20 protein-coding genes, 1 tRNA gene and 2 pseudogenes are annotated in these 19,909 nt (G+C 40.8%); 10 read left to right on the forward strand and 13 right to left on the reverse strand.

From position 1 onward, the window contains the following. Positions 1 to 54 precede the first annotated feature (54 nt). The gene (locus PR834_RS20450; RefSeq protein WP_369097859.1) at positions 55 to 390 is read left to right on the forward strand and encodes a DUF1240 domain-containing protein; all 336 of its coding nucleotides are present in this window, start codon (positions 55 to 57) and stop codon (positions 388 to 390) included. A gap of 128 nt (positions 391 to 518) precedes the next feature. Here PR834_RS20450 and PR834_RS14725 read toward each other — a convergent pair whose 3' ends face one another. The 6 genes and pseudogenes from PR834_RS14725 to PR834_RS14750 all read right to left on the reverse strand — a co-directional run bounded on the left by PR834_RS14725 (position 519) and on the right by PR834_RS14750 (position 3,391). Continuing rightward, on the reverse strand, positions 519 to 998 hold the full coding sequence (locus PR834_RS14725) for an Hcp family type VI secretion system effector (RefSeq protein ID WP_110591088.1): 480 nt from the start codon (positions 996 to 998) through the stop codon (positions 519 to 521). A 149-nt stretch (positions 999 to 1,147) separates the two neighbouring features. Next, positions 1,148 to 1,333, reverse strand: a complete 186-nt coding sequence (locus tag PR834_RS14730; protein WP_004264230.1) for a hypothetical protein — start codon at positions 1,331 to 1,333, stop codon at positions 1,148 to 1,150. 458 nt (positions 1,334 to 1,791) lie between these two features. Beyond that, positions 1,792 to 2,559, reverse strand: coding sequence for a hypothetical protein (locus tag PR834_RS14735; RefSeq protein ID WP_272536752.1), 768 nt, complete (start codon positions 2,557 to 2,559; stop codon positions 1,792 to 1,794). Positions 2,560 to 2,697: 138 nt separating this feature from the next. Beyond that, positions 2,698 to 2,910 (reverse strand): annotated as a pseudogene (locus PR834_RS14740) (DUF932 domain-containing protein); the annotation flags it as partial. After that, a pseudogene (locus PR834_RS14745) lies at positions 2,897 to 3,118 on the reverse strand (Arm DNA-binding domain-containing protein); the annotation flags it as partial. The pseudogenes PR834_RS14740 and PR834_RS14745, both read right to left, overlap by 14 nt. 188 nt (positions 3,119 to 3,306) lie before the next feature. Next, positions 3,307 to 3,391 (reverse strand) — tRNA-Leu (locus PR834_RS14750). A 414-nt stretch (positions 3,392 to 3,805) separates the two neighbouring features. Here PR834_RS14750 and ampH point away from each other — a divergent pair. The 3 genes from ampH (at position 3,806) to PR834_RS14765 (ending at position 6,337) form a co-directional block, all read left to right on the forward strand. Next, positions 3,806 to 5,029, forward strand: a complete 1,224-nt coding sequence (gene ampH, locus PR834_RS14755; protein WP_110591073.1) for a D-alanyl-D-alanine-carboxypeptidase/endopeptidase AmpH — start codon at positions 3,806 to 3,808, stop codon at positions 5,027 to 5,029. A gap of 203 nt (positions 5,030 to 5,232) precedes the next feature. After that, positions 5,233 to 5,676 carry a hypothetical protein gene (locus tag PR834_RS14760; RefSeq protein WP_110591072.1) on the forward strand — a complete coding sequence of 148 codons (444 nt, stop codon included), beginning with the start codon at positions 5,233 to 5,235 and terminating at the stop codon, positions 5,674 to 5,676. Positions 5,677 to 5,857: 181 nt separating this feature from the next. Continuing rightward, complete coding sequence (locus tag PR834_RS14765; protein WP_196725024.1) at positions 5,858 to 6,337, forward strand: hypothetical protein; 480 nt, start codon at positions 5,858 to 5,860, stop codon at positions 6,335 to 6,337. A 56-nt stretch (positions 6,338 to 6,393) separates the two neighbouring features. Here PR834_RS14765 and lptG read toward each other — a convergent pair whose 3' ends face one another. Together lptG and lptF are read right to left on the reverse strand one after the other, a co-directional pair. Then, a complete protein-coding gene (lptG, locus tag PR834_RS14770) occupies positions 6,394 to 7,470 on the reverse strand; it encodes an LPS export ABC transporter permease LptG (RefSeq protein ID WP_004264322.1) in 1,077 nt (358 codons plus the stop codon). Next, complete coding sequence (gene lptF, locus PR834_RS14775; protein WP_036958756.1) at positions 7,470 to 8,567, reverse strand: LPS export ABC transporter permease LptF; 1,098 nt, start codon at positions 8,565 to 8,567, stop codon at positions 7,470 to 7,472. Before lptF ends, lptG begins: the two co-directional genes overlap by 1 nt. Positions 8,568 to 8,906: 339 nt before the next feature. On the opposite strand from lptF, the gene pepA reads away from it, so the two are divergent. The 5 genes from pepA (at position 8,907) to PR834_RS14800 (ending at position 15,206) form a co-directional block, all read left to right on the forward strand. Continuing rightward, positions 8,907 to 10,418: a leucyl aminopeptidase gene (gene pepA, locus PR834_RS14780; RefSeq protein ID WP_004264329.1), complete on the forward strand. Its 1,512-nt coding sequence runs from the start codon at positions 8,907 to 8,909 to the stop codon at positions 10,416 to 10,418. Positions 10,419 to 10,675: 257 nt separating this feature from the next. Further along, the gene (locus PR834_RS14785) at positions 10,676 to 11,125 is read left to right on the forward strand and encodes a DNA polymerase III subunit chi (RefSeq protein ID WP_272536753.1); all 450 of its coding nucleotides are present in this window, start codon (positions 10,676 to 10,678) and stop codon (positions 11,123 to 11,125) included. Positions 11,126 to 11,162: 37 nt separating this feature from the next. Next, the gene (locus tag PR834_RS14790) at positions 11,163 to 14,033 is read left to right on the forward strand and encodes a valine--tRNA ligase (protein WP_196725061.1); all 2,871 of its coding nucleotides are present in this window, start codon (positions 11,163 to 11,165) and stop codon (positions 14,031 to 14,033) included. Between the two features lie 158 nt (positions 14,034 to 14,191). Next, positions 14,192 to 14,686 carry a GNAT family N-acetyltransferase gene (locus tag PR834_RS14795; protein WP_004264338.1) on the forward strand — a complete coding sequence of 165 codons (495 nt, stop codon included), beginning with the start codon at positions 14,192 to 14,194 and terminating at the stop codon, positions 14,684 to 14,686. A 166-nt stretch (positions 14,687 to 14,852) separates the two neighbouring features. Continuing rightward, positions 14,853 to 15,206, forward strand: a complete 354-nt coding sequence (locus tag PR834_RS14800) for a hypothetical protein (RefSeq protein WP_196725025.1) — start codon at positions 14,853 to 14,855, stop codon at positions 15,204 to 15,206. 58 nt (positions 15,207 to 15,264) lie between these two features. Here the strand turns inward: PR834_RS14800 and rraB are convergent, their stop codons facing one another. After that, the gene (rraB, locus tag PR834_RS14805) at positions 15,265 to 15,678 is read right to left on the reverse strand and encodes a ribonuclease E inhibitor RraB (protein WP_172412242.1); all 414 of its coding nucleotides are present in this window, start codon (positions 15,676 to 15,678) and stop codon (positions 15,265 to 15,267) included. A gap of 169 nt (positions 15,679 to 15,847) precedes the next feature. Here rraB and argF point away from each other — a divergent pair, with 169 nt between their 5' ends. Continuing rightward, on the forward strand, positions 15,848 to 16,873 hold the full coding sequence (gene argF / locus PR834_RS14810; RefSeq protein ID WP_196725026.1) for an ornithine carbamoyltransferase: 1,026 nt from the start codon (positions 15,848 to 15,850) through the stop codon (positions 16,871 to 16,873). A gap of 118 nt (positions 16,874 to 16,991) precedes the next feature. On the opposite strand, the gene PR834_RS14815 is transcribed toward argF, so the two are convergent. The 4 genes from PR834_RS14815 to phnW form a co-directional block, all read right to left on the reverse strand. Further along, positions 16,992 to 17,144: a hypothetical protein gene (locus tag PR834_RS14815; protein WP_153673787.1), complete on the reverse strand. Its 153-nt coding sequence runs from the start codon at positions 17,142 to 17,144 to the stop codon at positions 16,992 to 16,994. Positions 17,145 to 17,238: 94 nt separating this feature from the next. Continuing rightward, entirely contained in the window at positions 17,239 to 17,778 is a 540-nt protein-coding gene (locus tag PR834_RS14820; protein ID WP_144139671.1) for a hypothetical protein, read from the reverse strand. Between the two features lie 151 nt (positions 17,779 to 17,929). Further along, the gene (gene phnX / locus PR834_RS14825; protein WP_112308092.1) at positions 17,930 to 18,739 is read right to left on the reverse strand and encodes a phosphonoacetaldehyde hydrolase; all 810 of its coding nucleotides are present in this window, start codon (positions 18,737 to 18,739) and stop codon (positions 17,930 to 17,932) included. Between the two features lie 9 nt (positions 18,740 to 18,748). Then, on the reverse strand, positions 18,749 to 19,852 hold the full coding sequence (gene phnW, locus PR834_RS14830) for a 2-aminoethylphosphonate--pyruvate transaminase (RefSeq protein WP_112308093.1): 1,104 nt from the start codon (positions 19,850 to 19,852) through the stop codon (positions 18,749 to 18,751). Positions 19,853 to 19,909: the final 57 nt, after the last annotated feature.

Genomic DNA, 19,909 nt, shown 5'->3' on the forward strand with positions numbered 1-19,909 from the left:
AATACAAAAAATAAACTTAATTCATTGTTTTTTCTTGTCATTTCGCTATTAAGTGTGTTTATTTCCTTATCTACATACATCCAATATTTAAGTTTAGAGGAAAAAATAACTTTGTCTCTATATTTTACATCCTTAATTTTTTTCTCTCCATTTACCTTATATTTATCGTTTATTTTTTACCGAGCTGCAAAATCATCAAGTGAAATAAAATTAAACAACCAAATATTCAAATATCTTTTATTTATAGCAATAATAGGGTTATTAATAAGCTTGATTATTTTTATAGGCATGAAAAGCAACCTTTTATCTAAAGGTTACATTAGATGTACAGATAAATCATCAACAATGGTAACCACATACACAATAGATAAAGCATTATGTAAAAAATAAATTTATTAAATGAGGTCAGTCACTCAATGGTACGAAAATTCATGCTAAACATCATATATTTTCGTACCAAATTAATACCTTACATAAAAAGAGAAGTGCTACTTACACATCTCTTTTTATGAGAATTACTACTTAACCATCTCACTATTGATACTATAGCTTGATGTATTCGCCATTAAATGACTTCTTGATATAGATTCGTATTTCATTTGAACCCGTTGATATGGCATGGATTCATTATCTTTTATTGAATCAGGAAATATGTCAGAAATCTCAATCAAGGAAACGCCAGTGAGTTTAATTTCGTAGTATTTTTCAAGTTGCCCCGCTTGACTGGTGCGGTAAAACATAAATTTTGCTTCTAGCACTTCGTTACTATCCAAAGCCACCGAAAGTAAAGGAGATGATTTATCAATCGGCTTAGTAAATACGACGGGTTTATATGAAGCATTCTGCTCGCGAAAAGAACCGCTATTTAGGCCTATTACTTGAATTTCGTCTTCATGGCCTATCTGATAGCGATTACCGATTGAATCCTGAGATGAGCACCCTGCCGAAATCAAACCTTGGCTTTTACCTTTTAACACTAAATACGTCGGATATGCCATACTCTCTCCTGTAATCGTTGGCCTTTAACTATTAATTGTTCATATTACCTGAATTTAGGTTAAGTACACCAATTTAATTCACGTTTAAAGGCTGAATCAAGAATGGGTAAGAGTGAAAACCTACAGCCCTTTGTAGGGCTTGGCATATGTCAGGCAGGGTTATTATCTAAGAACAGAGGCATTTTGTGGCTGTACGCGTTGCTGGAGGCAGGGAAAGCCATAAAATCTAGCTCTAAAGGCTCATCTACCGCGATTAAACAGCCTAAGATAAAGCTCTCCGCTATCGCCATGCGTTTGGGCTTTAAAACCTCTATTTGCTTAACGTTGAGTGGCATTGAGGGGGCACCTATAACAATCGAATTGAAGTGCCCCTTATTTGGCCCCTTTTGGGGATGGGCACAAGAGACGTTATAAGATGCCACTGGATAAAGTTGTCATTAATTTTTTTTAGATATTTTTTATTTTATGGATGATTTGAGACGTTAGCATACGTCAAGATAGTGCGAAGGCCGGACTCGCAAAGAAAGACTAACAACATGAAATTTAAATAATATATTTTTATAACTATTTTTTATACCCACATATGTTCCCGTATTAGAATTTTACTATTTAGCTAAAGGAAACAGAAAACTATATATTTGAATACATAAAGAGATTTTGTTGACTACCGCTGGTAATGAGTTTTCTTTTCACACAATAACTCATTACTCCTTCCCTTCATTCTCTTACTTGAGAGACCCTTTAGAATTTCGGTAAAACTAATACTTTTTGAATAATAACATACTACTAAATTTTAAATAAAAAATGATAAAGCAACTTTAAATGGATAAGCCAGAATTAATAAAAATTGCTCATGATTTTGTCGGTCTGGCGAAAAGAAAACACCTGATATAAATAAGTAAGCTACATATCCAGAAATCAGTAATGTAGATGCATACCGAAAAACCTCGTTTCCATCCCTTGCTTTTGTATATGCAAAAGTAAGATAAAAACCTATAATTATTAAGGCTGGGCATGCAATACTAGTCATAACTACAAGAATGAAATAGTGAAGATAATTTGGTGCATCAAAAAGCCCCATGAGTCTATATTCTGACATATGTGTGTAAATTGCTGTTAACTCCGGATAAATAGGCATATATTTAGTCATCATTGCTGCTGAACAATAAAACAATATCCCCATTATTAATGATGCAAAAAAATATAAAAAATCCCATCCTCTATAAATACCATTAAGCCGTATAACATTCACAATACCGAATAAACTAAATATTGGTAGAAAGAATGAAAATGATATCAAGAGATTCAGAAAAAAAGTAGGAAACCAATGAAATACAATCATCATCACAACAATTGCAATTTTTATAGAAAATGCAATCTCTTTTCTAACATTTCCCATCGCTTGATTATAAATGACTAAGTTATTATTGCCATTTATCTCAGGACTTTGATTTCTAAAGTCATTCTTAATGCTGATATTTACCTTTCCAATTTTGAAGCTAAATATAGCACCAATAGATAGTGCGACAATAGATTCGACACTCAGTAAACTATCAAACATTTTAATGCTCCTTTAATTATTGGTATTCCTCTATCATAAGCACTAATTAATCATAAAGCTCATTATAATGATAGCTGAATCATAAATAATGAGCGCATTAGCATTTATATCCCGTATAATTCATTAATATAAATATTTTTATTTATTTTGAAAACTCTCATGCATCTTTTCAGTCATCACCCACAGCGCCTTATTCAATTTGATATCTCCATCAATTCCATTCACTGAACGAGTGCGAGCTCGCTTACCTTTTGCATTCCTGCCTGATAATCCGCCTTTGATTAAATTCTCCTGCAAACGTTGATATACCGTCCAAAGATCATCTTTTTTACCTTCCCAACGGCGAGGCGGCATCTCTTTTCTCTCTGGCTTCTGCAAGCGAGATGTCAGGATAAACACCCAGAGCCAACATTTTTTGCTTACCACTAAAGCGATACTGTAAACGCCAATATTTTGAGCCGTTGGTATGTACCATCAAGTGCATACCATCACCATCGGTCAATTTATACGATTTATCCAAAGGCTTGGCAGCCCTGACTTTAGCATCAGTAAGAGCCATGATTTATCTCCTTCTGTTGGTACAAACTATTATCGAATCGAGAGATACCAACACATATACCAACAGTAGGTACTTGATGTGGGTTGACCTTAGTATACTTGGGAAGACTGAAAAGTGGGGAAAAGCCTTGTAAAACTGGGATTTTAGATACAAAAAAAGACGTCGGTTGACGTCTCTTGATGTTCTTATGGTGCCGAAGGCCGGACTCGAACCGGCACACCCGAAGGCGGTTGATTTTGAATCAACTGCGTCTACCAATTCCGCCACTCCGGCACGAAGTGATGTGTTTCTTGGAAAACGCTGCCATTATACTTGCCTTGTGTCTACTGGCAACACTTATTCGTGAAGTTACAGTTTGTTCGATTAAAAAAAAAGCATATTCCTTAGATCTGATTAAATCACTGGGAAAGCTTCTTTTGTTTATATATCTATTAATGAGTATGTTAACTTCTCCCAAATTATTTTTCTTATCGCAAGGCTCTGTGGCTGGCGGCAGGTCATTATTTTTGTTAGTTTATCTGCAATCTAATGTCAATATTTAAGGTTTAATCATGGGTTTTGTTGGGTGGATAGCAACAGGTATCTTTATTGGCATCTTAATTGGTGTCGTAATGAAGATTTTCGCTAAGAAAAAATAATATTGGCTGAAAGGTCATTTGCAAACAATCATATCGGCTGGCTTCCAACATGAAGAAATCATTTCTAAAAATTCTGTCTGTATCTGCATTGTCTTTGGTGTTAATGGCGTGCTCAAGTAAGACAGAAAAAGCACCAAAGTTTCTGCAAAGTAATGATATTGAATCCTCAGATTGGCAGGTTTTTGAGGGAGATAGAAGGACTTACGAGCGCGTCGCTAAGATTGTCGATTTGTATGCTAACCGCATTTTTAATGAAAGCAATGCACGGGGCATGGCAATCATTGTTATCGATAATAATCAGGCGTTATCACGCTATTATGGTGAAACCGCACCTGGCAATGGTAAAAAACCCGGTCCAAATTCATTAATTCGCATTGCATCAATTACCAAATTAATGACAAGCGAAATATTAATTAAGCTCGAACAGGATAAGAAGCTGTTAATTACTGATCCGTTACAGCAGTATGCCTACCACGGCGTTAATGTGCCTGATAATGCCAGCGGGCAGCCTATTCGCTTATATCATTTAGCGAGCCATACCAGTGGATTACCTCGAGAACAACCCGGTGGAAAATGGGGCCGCCCTGTTTTTATTTGGCCAACTCAAGATAACCGTTGGACATGGCTAAAAACAGGTAAGTTAGATGCTACACCAGGCACAGAAGCTTCTTATTCCAACTTAGCATATGACTTATTGGCTGATGCGATGGTTAAAGCTTCGGGAGTCTCTTATCCCCAATTATTTAACCACTATGTGGCATCTCCCGCCAAAATGACGAATACCACTTATACCCCTAACAATGCGCAGTGCGCACGGTTAATGGAAGGAACAAAACCAAGCCCTTGCCATAACACACTCGCGGCAGCAGGAAGTGGTGGCGTGTATTCTACCCCTGCAGATATGCAAAAATGGATGCAGCAATTTTTATCGACAGACAGTAACTTAAGAAAAGTCACCGCTGCCCGTGAACAAGGCATCTATTTTCCACGTGAAAAGCTTTTGGAAATTAAAGGGATGGATGTTGCAGGGCATGCGGATGGACTCGGCCTTGGGTGGGTGTATATGAAGCCTAAAAACGGCACTCCGGGAATTTATCAAAAAACTGGCGGTGGCGGTGGGTTTAATACCTATATGGCGATGATCCCACAGCAAAATATTGGGGTATTTGTGGTGATGACCCGCAAAGATAACAGTAAATTCAGTAAATTAACAATTGGAGTTAACGAACTGGTCGCTTCACTGTCTGCTAACCATGCGTATGGGAAGCATTGAAGGAGTACCGCCGAAGCGTTACAAGCAATGGCGAGTTACACCCCAACCTTAAAACGTGGATTTACCCGCGTTATTACATTAATTGCGACAACAGCCTGAGATATTCAGGCTGTTTTTGATAATTTTCTTAGCCTTTTTTATAATCAATTTTATTAGGTTCTCGATAATATTTTAGTAATGTCATTTACTTATAAGAGTCCATAATGAGAACCAAGAACTCCTCAACAATATTGAACTATCATTCCGAACCACAACGTAAAATTAGCCCAATCGAGTTTAATAACATTCTGAATGATATTAAAAACCACTGTATTAACAGCCCAAAAGAGTTAAAAGCAAGATCGATAACTATCTCAATCCCCAAAAGCTATTCTGATGATCTTGAAATGCTAGCGATTAAAGCCTGTCGACAAGAAGAGCGGCGTATTTATCGAGAAGAATGTTCTGCTGCTTTCAAATTCAAAACACATAATGGGATGAAACGAGGCATTTTTTCTTTAGCTCAACAACTGGCTAATAAAAGCGGTGAAAATATTTTAGCGATGGATCCCCAGCCTCACGCAGCCCTCCCCAAAAGAAAATTATTTCGGCCACAACCGCCATTTATCGCCTTTATCAGCGCACTCGGTTATACACTTTTTAGCTAACAGTAAAAAACGCTGAGTTATAAACGCCAAAATAGTTAGCGAAACCATGTCGTTACCTGATAAATATAATAGCTTGGCCCTTCAAGCTATTATTTCACCCTCAATGTCGCTTTATACAATGTCTTTACCTGTGGAAAAGCTAGGATTATTTTCTCTCTCATTTCGTTAAAATAGGAATCAGATGAAAATAGCTATATTTCTGCCCCGCCAATTACTTGGCGCTAGTATGATTAGAAGGGGAAACTTTTCAAATTTTTCCTCAGAACTGCTTAAAATTAGCGGTCATGCATTAGTTCATCCTACTCCCCAGAAATCCATTCAGATAGAAAACGACCTTAACCAACAGAAATATCTTAAACTGGGAAACAATCAAAAAGAGTTAGAAAAAACCGCTGAATATAAACAGTTAGTCGATAATTCTCGCCGAAAAAAACGCCACAATGCCTACTCACTTAATCAATCATACGCCGCCAACGGCGGGATATTTTCTTACGCCCAACAATTAGCCAACAAAAGCGGTTGCAATATCATTGGTGTTAAAGGTGAATATGTCCCTGCATTAGAGGGAAACAAGCTGCAATATATTATGTTTCGCCCTCAAAACAAACTGTTAGGGATTATTAGTCACTTAGGTAATGTCCTGCTAAGTCAGCGATGCTAAAAAGAAAAGGGCTGTGAACCCCGAAGACTCACAGCCCTTTATTTGCCTATAAACGGTTATTTTCGTTTAACTAACAATGTGATACTTACTATCAGGAATAGGACGCTTGGCAATGCTGCTGCAATAATCGGTGGCACCGAATACACTAAGCTCCAATTACCGAACCCTTGGTTAAGTACGTAAAAGAGGAATCCCCCCACAATACCTGAAATAACACGCACGCCCATAGGAACGGTACGTAACGGCCCAAAAATAAATGAAACTGCCATTAGCATCATGACTGCCGCAGAAAGTGGTGCGAGGATTTTTTTCCACATGCTCAACTCATAAACCGCAGCCACTTGGCCACTTTCTTTTAAATACGAGACATATTGATACAGGCCGCGGATTGATAGCGAATCAGCATTCAGTGAAACTATTCCTAGTTTTTCCGGGGTTAGGTTGGTCTTCCAATCCACCGTCAATCGCTGTGAACCTGTGATTTTTTTCTCGCTACTTAGAATTGACTCATCCACTTGAGATAACACCCAAAGCTGATTTGTCGAATCGTACTCACCATTCGCAGCAAACATCACCGACTTCAATTTACGTTGGTCATCAAAACGATAAATCGACACATCTTGAATCGATGTCGCATTATTAATCCGCTGAATATGAATAAAATCATTGGCATCTTTTGCCCACATACCTTCATCTGTCACAACTAATGAGTTACCCACGATTTTTTCTGCGCGATAATTTCTTGCCCACTGTTCTCCCGCAGGTGCGATCCACTCACCAATAAACATTGCGACAATGACCAATGGAACCGCCGTTTTCATCACCGATAATGCAATTTGTAAGCGGGTAAAACCAGAGGCTTGCATGACGACTAGCTCACTACGTGAAGCCAGTGCTCCTAACCCCATGAGTGCTCCCAACAATGCTGCCATTGGAAAGAAAATATCAATATCTTTTGGGACAGTTAATAAAGTGAATACACCTGCGCTCAATGCCGTATAGTCGCCATCACCCACTTTGCGAAGCTGCTCGACAAATTTAATGATCCCTGCCAGTGAAACGAGCAGAAATAGCGTCACTAAAATCGAATTTAAAATGGTCCGACCGATATACCTATCTAAAACACCAAACATCAGGCAACCCCTTTACTCAATTTAAGACGCATACGTCGCATTGGGACGGTATTCCACGCATTTAGGACTATCGCTAATATCAAATACCCCACATTCACCGCCCACATAGTATACCTTGGGTCAAGGTCACCCTTATCGGCACTATTACGCAATGTACTTTGTAATAAAAAGAAAATGAGGTATAGCAGCATCGCTGGAAGCATACTTAATACCCGTCCTTGACGTGGATTAACCTCGCTTAATGGCACGACCATCAAGGCCATAACGACAACGGAGAATACAATCGTTAAACGCCAATGGAACTCCGCGTTCACTTCAGGAGTATTTTCAGACCACAGTTGTAGCATATTTTTTTGCTCGACTCGGTCACTACGCGTTTCTGCGGTTTGGTGGTCAACAATAGCTTGGTAATTAACAAAGTCAGTTATTCGAAAATCTCGCAGTAACGCGGTTCCTTCATAGCGAGTACCTTCGTTTAAAACAACGACTTGTCGGCCATCGGGGTCTTCTTTCATATAACCGCTATCAGCCACCACAACTGAAGGCCGTTGTTCATTTGCAGCGCGTAGCTGTGCAAGAAATACGTTCTTAAAATTACTACCTTTTACATCACCAATGTACAGGACATAATTGCCATCTTTAGTGGTTTTAAATTGCCCTTCCACCATCGCGGCTAACCCAGGGTTCGCTTTTGCATCAGCCAATACTTGCTCTTGATATTGAGATGACCACGGCAACATCCATGTGATATTAGCCACCGCAACCATCGCGGTAATGACCGCTAGGACTAACGCGGCTTTTACTAAAACACTTTTACCTAAACCGCAGGCGTGCATTACCGTGATTTCACTTTCAGTGTAAAGTTTACTGTAGGTCATCAAAAGCCCAAGGAATAGGCTCAAAGGTAAGATAAGCTGCGCCATTTCAGGCACACCTAACCCCAGTAAAGGAAGTACTAAGTTTGAGGGAATGTTGCCCTGAACCGCAGCGCCAAGAATATCTATCGACTTCTGGCTAAAAAAGATTAGCATCAATACAAAAAGTATGGCTAACTGACTTTTCAGGGTTTCCCGTACCAAATATCTAATAATGATCACGCTTATTACGCCTGTGAAAACTTGTCTTTTGGGAAGAAAATGGCTAAGTTCGTTCGATGTCTGCCATTTACTAACATATACTCTAGTTTATTGTATGGCTACAATGATATAAAAGCATTCTCTATACTGGTTGAAATATCAGAACATGCTTAATATTCGAGAAACCAGATATACCCGCCATACTTCATGGTGTATCGCAATTAACAGCATACAACGTGAGCTATTTCGCGTATAGATGGTTAGTTTAACATAAAGAGTTCATTCTCTATGAGGTAGATCATGCGAAACGCTAATTTTAGCGGGAGCATCGGCCTTTGTCTTTAAGATTCAGGAGAACGCATGGAGTTTAGTGTAAAAAGTGGTAGCCCGGAAAAACAACGCAGCGCTTGTATTGTTGTCGGAGTCTTTGAACCACGCCGTCTGTCCCCAATTGCTGAACAGCTGGACAAAATCAGTGACGGATATATCAGCGCCCTGCTGCGCCGCGGCGAACTTGAGGGTAAAGTAGGGCAATCCCTGCTACTCCATCATGTACCCAACGTTCTGTCTGAACGCATTCTACTTATCGGTTGCGGTAAAGAACGCGAATTAGATGAGCGCCAATTTAAACAAATTATTCAGAAAACAATCAGCACATTGAATGAAACTGGCTCAATGGAAGCCGTCTGCTTCTTAACTGAATTACACGTTAAAGGCCGCAATAATTACTGGAAAGTGCGCCAAGCCGTCGAAACAGCCAAAGAATCACTGTATGTGTTTGATCAACTGAAAAGTAATAAAACAGAACATCGTCGTCCACTGCGTAAACTGGTTTTCAATGTGCCAACTCGCCGTGAATTGACCAGTGGTGAACGTGCTATTTCCCATGGTTTAGCGATTGCTTCAGGTGTTAAAGCGGCAAAAGATTTAAGTAATATGCCACCAAATATCTGTAACGCAGGTTATTTAGCGTCTCAAGCACGTCAATTAGCTGACATTTCAGACAGCAAACTAACCACGCGAGTGATCGGCGAAGAGCAAATGAAAGAGTTAGGAATGAACGCCTATCTCGCGGTGGGTCAAGGTTCACAAAATGAATCGCTGATGTCCATCATGGAATATAAAGGCAATCCAGATCCCGACTGCAAACCTATCGTACTCGTAGGCAAAGGGTTAACCTTTGACTCTGGCGGTATTTCAATCAAACCATCCGAAGGCATGGATGAAATGAAATACGATATGTGCGGCGCGGCTTCTGTTTACGGTGTAATGCGCTTTATCACTGAATTGCAGTTGCCAATTAATGTCATTGGGGTATTAGCAGGCTGTGAAAACATGCCTGGTGGGCGTGCTTATCGTCCGGGTGATATTCTTACTACCATGTCTGGGCAAACCGTTGAAGTCCTCAATACGGATGCCGAAGGCCGTTTAGTTCTGTGTGATGCACTCACCTATGTTGAGCGTTTTGAACCTGAGCTAGTTATTGATATCGCGACCTTAACAGGGGCTTGTGTCATTGCATTAGGCAGTCACTACACTGGGTTGATGTCAAACCACAACCCATTGGCTCATGAGTTATTAAACGCATCAGAGCAAGCGGGTGACCGTGCATGGCGTCTACCACTGGCTGATGAGTATTTTGACCAAATCACGCCTAATTTTGCTGATTTAGCCAATACGGGTGGCCGTCCTGCTGGTGCTATCACCGCGGGTTGTTTCTTGTCTCGCTTTGCGACGAAATATAACTGGGCACACCTTGATATCGCAGGGACTGCTTGGCGTTCAGGTGCAGCAAAAGGCGCTACTGGTCGCCCTGTCTCCATGCTAGCGCAGTTCTTATTGAACCGTGCAGGCCTTAATGGTGATGAGTAATCCCATTTAGCGCTTTAGCTGTACATCACTTGTAAAAATATCCCGATGAGCATTTATGCGACTCGGGATATTATTTTTGGTTTTTTGATACACCAAGAAAGCCATTTTGAGGCAGCTATAAAAAAGGTTATAATTCAACATAGACATAATTCTGCGCTTGGTCACCAAAAACGCGTAGCCCACATCCCATACAAAAGTATGTGACTAAGGCGAAAGTGCGTAGCCAACACCCCTACAAATTGAAGTATGACGGGTATATGAAAAAAGGTACATTTTACCAACTAAAACAGGCATCACCACATCCTGAACTTGAAGCCCATGAATGGCTAGCTTGTGAGCTTGCCGCACAAATGTGGCGCAGTGGAAAGCGTGTTTTAGTTGCTTGCGAAACACAGCAACAAGCTGAAAAGATTGATGAGGCCTTGTGGCAACGCGATCCACACCAGTTTGTCCCGCATAATTTGGCGGGTGAAGGGCCGCGTTATGGTGCACCGATTGAAATTTGTTGGCCTGCTAAACGGGGAAATACCCCACGTGATATCCTGATTAATTTACAAAATCAGTTCGCAGATTTTGCCACGGCTTTCCATGAAGTGGTAGACTTCGTACCTATTGATGAAACTTTAAAACAGTTGGCGCGTGAGCGGTATAAAACTTACCGTAGCGTCGGCTTCAATTTGACTATGGCGGCGCTGCCAACTTACTGAATACAAAAAGATAATGGAAAAGAAACCAGATAGCCCAATGAATGAGCCTTCGCTCGATAAAACGTATAACCCCGCAGAAATTGAGCAATCTCTATATGCTCACTGGGAGAAAAGCGGTTATTTTAAACCTAATGGGGATACCACCCAAGACAGCTTCTGTGTTGTCATTCCACCACCGAATGTCACTGGTAGCCTGCACATGGGGCACGCCTTCCAACAAACCATCATGGATACGATGATCCGCTATCAACGTATGCAAGGTAAAAATACCTTATGGCAAACGGGAACTGACCATGCAGGTATCGCAACTCAGATGGTTGTTGAGCGTAAAATTGCAGCAGAAGAAGGTAAAAACCGTCACGACTACGGCCGCGATGCGTTCATTGACAAAATCTGGGAGTGGAAAGCGGAATCCGGCGGTACAATTTCACAGCAAATGCGCCGTTTAGGCGATTCTGTTGATTGGGATCGCGAGCGTTTTACTATGGATGAAGGCTTATCTAAAGCCGTTAAAGAAGCGTTCGTTCGCCTTTATAAAGAAAACTTGATTTATCGTGGTAAGCGCTTAGTTAACTGGGACCCAAAACTGCACACGGCAATTTCTGACTTAGAAGTTGAAAACCGTGAAATCAAAGGGTCTATGTGGCACCTGCGTTATCCATTGGCTGATGGCGCAAAAACGGCTGAAGGCAAAGACTATTTAGTGGTCGCAACTACCCGCCCTGAGACCATGCTAGGGGATACCGGTGTCGCCGTTAACCCTGAAGATCCACGTTATAAAGATTTAATTGGTAAAGAAATTATTTTGCCAATCGTTAACCGCCGTATTCCAATTGTTGGTGATGAACACGCTGACATGGAAAAAGGTACTGGCTGTGTGAAAATCACTCCAGCTCATGACTTTAATGACTATGAAGTCGGTAAACGCCATCAGTTAACAATGATTAACATGATGGACTTAGACGGCAACGTTCGTAACGAAGCGGAAATTTTCGATACCAACGGTAACCCATCTACCGCTTATAGCTGCGAAATCCCAGAAGCTTACCGTGGAATGGAACGTTTTGCAGCGCGTAAAGCTATCGTCGCAGAATTCGAACAACTTGGCCTGCTGGTTGAAGTGAAACCTCATGACCTGACGGTGCCTTACGGTGACCGTGGTGGTGTAGTTATTGAGCCTATGCTAACCGACCAATGGTACGTGCGTACTGAGCCTTTGGCTCGTGATGCCATTAAAGCCGTTGAAGATGGCCGTATTCAGTTCGTTCCTCGTCAGTACGAAAACATGTATTTCTCTTGGATGCGTGATATTCAAGACTGGTGTATTTCTCGCCAACTGTGGTGGGGCCACCGCATTCCTGCATGGTATGACGAAAAAGGCAATGTCTACGTGGGTCGCGATGAAGACGAAGTTCGTCGTGAAAATAATCTAGGTGCGGATATTGCTCTGCGCCAAGACGACGACGTACTGGATACGTGGTTCTCTTCCGGTCTGTGGACATTCTCTACTCTCGGCTGGCCTGAAAATACCGACGCACTGAAAACATTCCATCCAACAGATGTATTAGTCAGTGGCTTCGATATTATTTTCTTCTGGATTGCCCGTATGATCATGATGACCATGCATTTCATCAAAGATGAAAACGGCGAGCCACAAGTGCCATTCAAAACCGTTTATATGACAGGCCTGATCCGTGATGAAGAAGGCCAAAAAATGTCGAAATCCAAAGGGAACGTTATCGACCCATTAGATATGATTGACGGTATCTCTTTGGAAGATTTACTTGAAAAACGTACTGGCAACATGATGCAGCCACAATTGGCTGAAAAAATTGCTAAACGTACTCGTAAAGAGTATCCAGAAGGGATCGAAGCCCATGGTACTGATGCACTACGCTTCACTTTGGCGGCATTAGCGTCAACAGGCCGTGATATCAACTGGGATATGAAACGCCTGTCCGGCTATCGCAACTTCTGTAATAAATTATGGAATGCGAGCCGTTTCGTTCTGATGAATACTGAAGGCCAAGATTGTGGTCAAAACGGCGGCGAAATGAGCTTCTCACTGGCTGACCGCTGGATCATAGCGCAATTCAATCAAACAGTGAAAGCTTACCGTGAAGCGTTAGATACTCACCGTTACGATATCGCAGCGGGTATTTTGTATGATTTCACATGGAATGAATTCTGTGACTGGTACTTAGAGCTGTCTAAACCTGCTGTTCATAAAGGTAACGAAGCACAAGTACGTGCGGCTCGCTTCACCTTAATTGAGGTATTAGAAGGCTTACTGCGCCTTGCTCACCCAATCATTCCATTTATCACTGAAACCATCTGGCAGCGCGTCAAAGTGGTTAAAGGTATTGATGCCGATACCATTATGTTGCAAGCGTTCCCTGAGTTCGATGCGGCTAAAGTGGATGAGCTCGCGCTAAGTGACCTTGAGTGGATCAAAGAAGCCATTATTGCTGTACGTAATATTCGTGCAGAAATGAATATCTCTCCAGGTAAGCCACTGGATGTGATGCTGCGTGGTGCTTCTGCTGATGCAAAACGTCGCGTTGAAGAAAACCAAAGCTTTATCAAATCAATGGCACGTTTAGAAAGCATCCGCGTACTGGCTGATGGTGAAGAAGCACCGGTTTCTGTCACTAAACTCGTTGGCGGTGCAGAGCTGCTGATCCCAATGGCTGGCTTAGTCGATAAAGACGCAGAACTGGCTCGTTTAGATAAAGAGCTGGAAAAAGTGGTGAAAGAAATCGAAACCATTGAAAGCAAATTAGCTAACGAAGGTTTTGTGAGCCGTGCGCCTGCTGCCGTTGTTGAAAAAGAACGTGAACGCTTAACTGCCAATATTGAAGCAAAAGCTAAAATTGAAGCGCAAAAAGTGACCATCGCCTCTTTATAATTATTAATTAGCTAATCATTTTTAAGCCCTTATCGATTCGTTGATAAGGGCTTTTTATTCGAGTATCATCAAATGACTGCGTTCGCAGTTCTCAGATTGAAGTTCCCTTCTGGTTCTCTCTACACTGAGTTGTACACAATAATAATCAAGAGTTTCACATGACAACACAAAACTACAAAATTCGTCCTATCGAACAACAAGATAACGCAGGTATTGCCGCGGTGATCCGCGAAGTTTCTGCTGAGCATGGCTTAACCGCAGACAAAGGCTTTGCTGTTGCTGACCCTATTTTAGATACCTTATTTGAGGTTTATAGCAAACCGCGTAGTGCTTACTGGGTGGTGGAAATGGATGGCGAAATTGTTGGCGGTGGCGGTGTTTCACAAGTCGCGGGAGGTGATAACGATACGGCAGAATTACAGAAAATGTATTTATCTTCCGTGTTACGTGGCAAAGGCTTAGCAAAACAAATCGTACTGATGTCACTGGAATTTGCTAAAGCGCAAGGCTACACTCGTTGCTATTTAGAAACAACCAAAGAACTTCAAGCTGCTATTAAGTTATATGAAAAATTAGGGTTTGAATTTATTGATGAGCCACTGGGTAATACTGGCCACAGTGACTGTGAAATTCGTATGTTGAAAGCGTTATAATTCATCATGCAAGTGCGGTGAATTATTTTGCCGCACGATAGAAATAGTCGACAAATAACAAAAAATGATTTTCTATACCAAGCTCTAATGCTTCATCATCGATTAAAACAAGTTTTTTAAAGCGACTTCTTTATACTTCTATTTTTCATTTAACAGGAGTATATACATGACAACTTCAATAAATAATTACAATATCAAGCTCATTAAAATAGCCGTTAAGGGTATTCACGTTTCTATCTATCCAATTTCTAATACGGTAGTAAGAGTACATAACACCTCAGAGAATTGTGTATTAAAGATAACTAAGCAAAAGGCAAGAGAAGCTGAGAAAAAGGAGTTTTTACCTAAATGGTCGACGTGGGTAAAAGAAAATGTTCCTAAAGAATATCAAATAGACGTATTAAAACGCCTAACTAGTGCCCTATTAGATCGTAATGAACCTGATTTGTCTAACTTTAAATCCTTTAAGAACTTTAATTTCAAGTCTATCCCACCATTACCTGAATTTATGCAAAAGTAGCCATAAGAAAGGGTAGCTTTTTGCTATCCTTTCTTAAAATACATTAGTCGATTAAAGATTAATGCACGCGATCTTCAGGGTCAACATCATCACCGTCTTCGTCGTCATACTCTGCATCTGGGTCTTCAAAATACGTGCCCCAACCATCATAGTTGATGCCCATTTTTTCAGCCAACTTCATTAATTGCTCAACCTGTGCGTCAATCAGCTCTGCATTTAAAGCACTTTCACTGATTACATCGCAACACATAAGGGTTTCACCCGTTTCAATTTCGAGCTCTTCTGCATCCGTGACTTCATAGCCTAGTTTAAAAGCTTCAACGGCTGCTTTCTCTAACAGAGCAAAGTTGTCCGCTGAGAAGTGATGCTCAATCGCATACAATGCATCAGGATCGCTACCATCTTCCAGTAATTCCTCGATGATCAAGCGAGTTTCTTCGTACTGCGCATCGAGTTCAGCTTTATCTACCATATCCACACCCCTTTTGTTTCTTTGTCGCTCATCTTTCTTTGCGCCATTCTCCCACACGGTTGACAGTGAAACCATATATTTAAAGATAATTTCTTTTACATTGGGGGTTGATTTTGAATTTTTATGAATATAAATTGAATATTAATTCAAATCAAAAAGGCTACCAATTATGAATCCCCTATATAATAAACCTTTTTTAAGGTTACTTGATTTTACTTCTAGCGAAATTCATTCACTTTTAAAACTCTCTTCTTGGTTAAAATCAGAAAAAAAAGCGGGCACAGAGCAGCCCCTCCTTTCAGGTAAAAACTTTGCCCTTATTTTTGAGAAAGATTCAACACGGACACGCTGTGCATTTGAAGTTGGTGCATTTGACCAAGGTGCTAGAGTCACTTATTTAGGGCCTTCTGGTAGCCAAATCGGCCATAAAGAAACCATGAAAGACACCGCTAGAGTGTTGGGTCGGATGTATGACGGTATCCAGTACCGTGGATTCGCCCAAAACACGGTAGAACTCTTAGCCGCGCATTCGGGAGTGCCTGTATGGAATGGATTAACTAACGAATTCCATCCCACACAGTTATTAGCCGATCTGCTGACCATTCAAGAGCACCGACCAAATACGCCATTCTCAGAAATTAAATTTGCCTATTTAGGCGATGCGCGTAACAACATGGGGAATTCGATGCTAGAAGCTGCTGCGCTCACAGGTTTAGATTTACGCCTTGTTGCGCCAAAAAGTTGCTGGCCGGAGGAAGACTTAGTGAACACTTGCCAAGCACTAGCTCAAAAAACGGGTGCGAAGATCACGCTCACGGAAGATGTCGCCGAAGGCGTTAGAGATACTGATTTTATCTATACCGACGTGTGGGTATCGATGGGAGAAGCCAAAGAAGTATGGGCACAGCGCATTAATTTATTAAAACCATACCAAGTGAATATGAATGTGATTAAGCTCACTGGCAACCCAAAAGTGAAGTTCCTACATTGTTTGCCTGCCTTTCATAATGAAGATACCACATTGGGCGCTCAATTAGCTAAAGAATTCAATATGTTTGGTGGCTTAGAAGTCACGGAAGAAGTCTTTGAATCGCCTTATAGCATTGTCTTTGACCAAGCAGAAAACCGTTTACATACTATCAAAGCGGTGATGGTGGCGACATTAGCGCCAGAATTGCCTGTTAATATATTTTAATTATGCTGCTCTGTAGACATCAATTTAAGCAAAGGATGTCTACAGAAAAGTTTGACGAGTTAGAAGTGGCTATCAGGGATAGATCAGGCGCTACAACAAAATTACATTGTAAAAATCTTTATTTTTGAAGCGTTGATATCACTTTCTTTTTTTGACCAGTAACTTCAGGGGCTGTTGTTCTAAACCGGTCAGACATTAGTACTTTAGCATTCGCTAACATAATATCGCGCATTTCTTGAGGCGATAATCTTTCAACCTTATTATTCCCCATAAATCACCCCGTATCATTAATGTTCACAAGCTGTATTGTATCAAATTCCACAATAATTTTACAGCATGGTGAAAAATAGACTATTTTAATAGCACTATTGATTCGACAGTAATTCCGTAAGTAACGATAGCTGAATTAATTGCAAAGCGTCACTGGTTGCAAACATAACATTTTCATCCCTTAATAATTTGAAACCAAACTTTTGATAATGTGAGATCAAGCCTTCATCAGGTTCAATAATATAAACGGCTTTACTATCTGGATATTGAGTAAGGAAAAAAGTTACCGCAATAATAACTAAAGTAGTTAAACGCCCATTTAGAGGGTGCTCTGGGAGGTCTCGCACAAAAGACTCAATCAAAAAAATATGTAAGTCGCCACGCTTAGTCGCGTAAACACCAAGTACTGCACCATCAATTTCAGAACCTTTCTCTAATCTGAACCCCATATGAAAGCTGTCTTCACTGAGAAAATGTCCAAATTTGCTAAGCCAATTTAACACAGACCGTTTATCTCTCACTAAGGACTCAAAGTCATCTTCTGATAGCATACTTACTTGTAAATCTAAGAGAGCTTCATCAACAAACTCCTGTAAAAAATCGACTGTTTTATGTAGATTAGACTCCGAAGACACATGCGACTCCCTATATTGTTATCCGTTATACTCTGCTCCTCATACCTCACCTGCAAAAATATTTTGGCCTACTTTGCTGAAAATTTATATCAAATAAAAGTAGGCCATTCAGATAGAAAAAAGTGATTAATAAAGAAATAATATATACTGATTAGGATCTTTCACCATTAGCCAATCGGCTATTAATTATTTCAATAACTGATGGCAAATCAGCTAAAGTATCAATCACATAATGAGCGCCAGCAGCATATAGTTTCTCTGTGGCTTGTTGTTTCAACGCGTTAACTTCATCAATTGGCATCCCTTGATATTCATCCCATGTTTTACCAAATTCATTACCCGAAACCGCTAACCCAACGCTCCACATTCCCGCATTGCGCCCTTCTTCAATTCCGGGAACGGCATCATCCACTTTGATACAAGCGGATACGGAACCAACACCTAGCTCAATGACGTTCTGTAATGCCATCCAAGGTCCCGGACGCCCACCAGCAAGTAGATCATCACTTGCTATCCAGTAGTCGGGTTGGTAGCCCAATGCCTTTGCTGCTGGAACTAACTTTTCCATCACGGCACGAGGGTAACCTGAACAAGAGCCAATTTTAATATTTTGGTTGCGTAATGTAGCGATTGTGTCGACAACTCCGGTGATTGGCGCAGCAAAATCGACAACTTTAGCAATTTGCAATGGCATAAAGGCCGCGTAGATTTTATCGATATCCTCACTACTCATTGAGCGGCCAAACTTTGCGTTCCATAAAGCGTCTACTTCAGGCAATTTACCCAGTGCTTCAATATGTTGCCATTTTCCTAGTCCCATAGGAATGCGCGCTTGAGCCAATGTAATATTTATATCAAACACAGATTTAAATGCTTCGATGAAAATCTGAGTAGGGGCAAAAGAACCAAAATCTACAGTGGTACCCGCCCAGTCAAGGATAACGGCTTCAATACGGTTCATTTCTTTTCCTTATTTTTCCCAGTAAATGGCTTTTTTTATTGCCACCAACAATGCATCAATGTCTTTTTCATAAACTTCACCAATATTTCCAATACGGAAACAATCACTTTGCGAGACCTTGCCCGGATAAATGACAAAACCCTGAGATTTTAAACTCTGATAAAATTGCTTAAATTGGTAATCAGATGAATTTGGTGAGTAAAATGCGGTGATAATTGGCGAATGGAGGTTATCTTCTAACAACGTGGTAAAACCTAATTTACGCATACCGGACACCAACTTGTATTGATTCCCCTGATAACGTTGAAAGCGAGCGGCTACGCCACCTTCTTGAGCTAACTCCTTGAGTGCTTGGTCAAACGCCAATACGGTATGAGTTGGAGAAGTAAATCGCCACTTACCTTGGAAATCTTCCATACAGCGCCACTGCGCATATAAATCTAACGATAATGAACGGGAATGCCCCTTACAAAGTTCAAGCGCCTCGGTACGAGCGATAACAAAAGCGAACCCTGGAACCCCTTGAATACATTTATTCGCAGAGCTAATTAAAAAATCAATGTTAAGCTCAGCAACATCCATAGGGACCCCACCAAAACTGCTCATTGCATCCACGATATAGCATTTTTGATACTGCTTCGCTAACTTCGCGACTTTCTCGATCGGGTTTAAAATCCCTGTCGTAGTTTCACAGTGCACCATCGCAATATGAGTGATTTGGCTATCTTGTTGCAATAACTGTTCAATCTGTTGCACATTTGGCAACGACACTTCACCGCAATCATAAACACAATGAGCCACACCCAATCGCTGAGCCATTTCAGCCATTCGAGCACCGTAAGCGCCATTACTGATAATCAAAACTTTCTCTTTATCACCGATTGCACTACCTAAAACCGCTTCAACCGCATAGCTTCCACTTCCTTGAAGCAGGACCGAAGAATACCCTGCTTTGGCCGTTGCCAGTGCCACTAATTGTTGACGAATATTTTGTACAACGCCTAAATTATAATCATCATCCCATGTACAGCTATCAAACAGCATGGCTTCTTTCACCGTTTTAGACGTCGTAAGCGGCCCCGGTGTTAATAGCAAATAATTATTGTTTGTCATTCAACCCACCTATTGGTCTATACCAGATTTCCATTATAATGGTCGTAGGCTGCTTAA

Source organism: Providencia sp. PROV182 (assembly GCF_028480325.1).
GTDB lineage: Bacteria > Pseudomonadota > Gammaproteobacteria > Enterobacterales > Enterobacteriaceae > Providencia > Providencia hangzhouensis.

Excerpts from the sequence above, each read along its gene's own strand:
- pepA (WP_004264329.1), top strand. The coding sequence starts at position 8,907 with ATGGAGTTTAGTGTAAAAAGTGGTAGCCCGGAAAAACAACGCAGCGCT.
- PR834_RS14795 (WP_004264338.1), top strand. The coding sequence starts at position 14,192 with ATGACAACACAAAACTACAAAATTCGTCCTATCGAACAACAAGATAAC.
- PR834_RS14790 (WP_196725061.1), top strand. The coding sequence starts at position 11,163 with ATGAATGAGCCTTCGCTCGATAAAACGTATAACCCCGCAGAAATTGAG.
- PR834_RS14735 (WP_272536752.1), bottom strand. The coding sequence starts at position 2,559 with ATGTTTGATAGTTTACTGAGTGTCGAATCTATTGTCGCACTATCTATT.
- rraB (WP_172412242.1), bottom strand. The coding sequence starts at position 15,678 with ATGGTAGATAAAGCTGAACTCGATGCGCAGTACGAAGAAACTCGCTTG.
- ampH (WP_110591073.1), top strand. The coding sequence starts at position 3,806 with ATGAAGAAATCATTTCTAAAAATTCTGTCTGTATCTGCATTGTCTTTG.
- PR834_RS14760 (WP_110591072.1), top strand. The coding sequence starts at position 5,233 with ATGAGAACCAAGAACTCCTCAACAATATTGAACTATCATTCCGAACCA.
- PR834_RS14815 (WP_153673787.1), bottom strand. The coding sequence starts at position 17,144 with ATGGGGAATAATAAGGTTGAAAGATTATCGCCTCAAGAAATGCGCGAT.
- PR834_RS14730 (WP_004264230.1), bottom strand. The coding sequence starts at position 1,333 with ATGCCACTCAACGTTAAGCAAATAGAGGTTTTAAAGCCCAAACGCATG.
- phnX (WP_112308092.1), bottom strand. The coding sequence starts at position 18,739 with ATGAACCGTATTGAAGCCGTTATCCTTGACTGGGCGGGTACCACTGTA.
- argF (WP_196725026.1), top strand. The coding sequence starts at position 15,848 with ATGAATCCCCTATATAATAAACCTTTTTTAAGGTTACTTGATTTTACT.
- PR834_RS14725 (WP_110591088.1), bottom strand. The coding sequence starts at position 998 with ATGGCATATCCGACGTATTTAGTGTTAAAAGGTAAAAGCCAAGGTTTG.
- PR834_RS14765 (WP_196725024.1), top strand. The coding sequence starts at position 5,858 with ATGAAAATAGCTATATTTCTGCCCCGCCAATTACTTGGCGCTAGTATG.
- phnW (WP_112308093.1), bottom strand. The coding sequence starts at position 19,852 with ATGACAAACAATAATTATTTGCTATTAACACCGGGGCCGCTTACGACG.
- lptG (WP_004264322.1), bottom strand. The coding sequence starts at position 7,470 with ATGTTTGGTGTTTTAGATAGGTATATCGGTCGGACCATTTTAAATTCG.
- PR834_RS14785 (WP_272536753.1), top strand. The coding sequence starts at position 10,676 with ATGAAAAAAGGTACATTTTACCAACTAAAACAGGCATCACCACATCCT.
- PR834_RS14800 (WP_196725025.1), top strand. The coding sequence starts at position 14,853 with ATGACAACTTCAATAAATAATTACAATATCAAGCTCATTAAAATAGCC.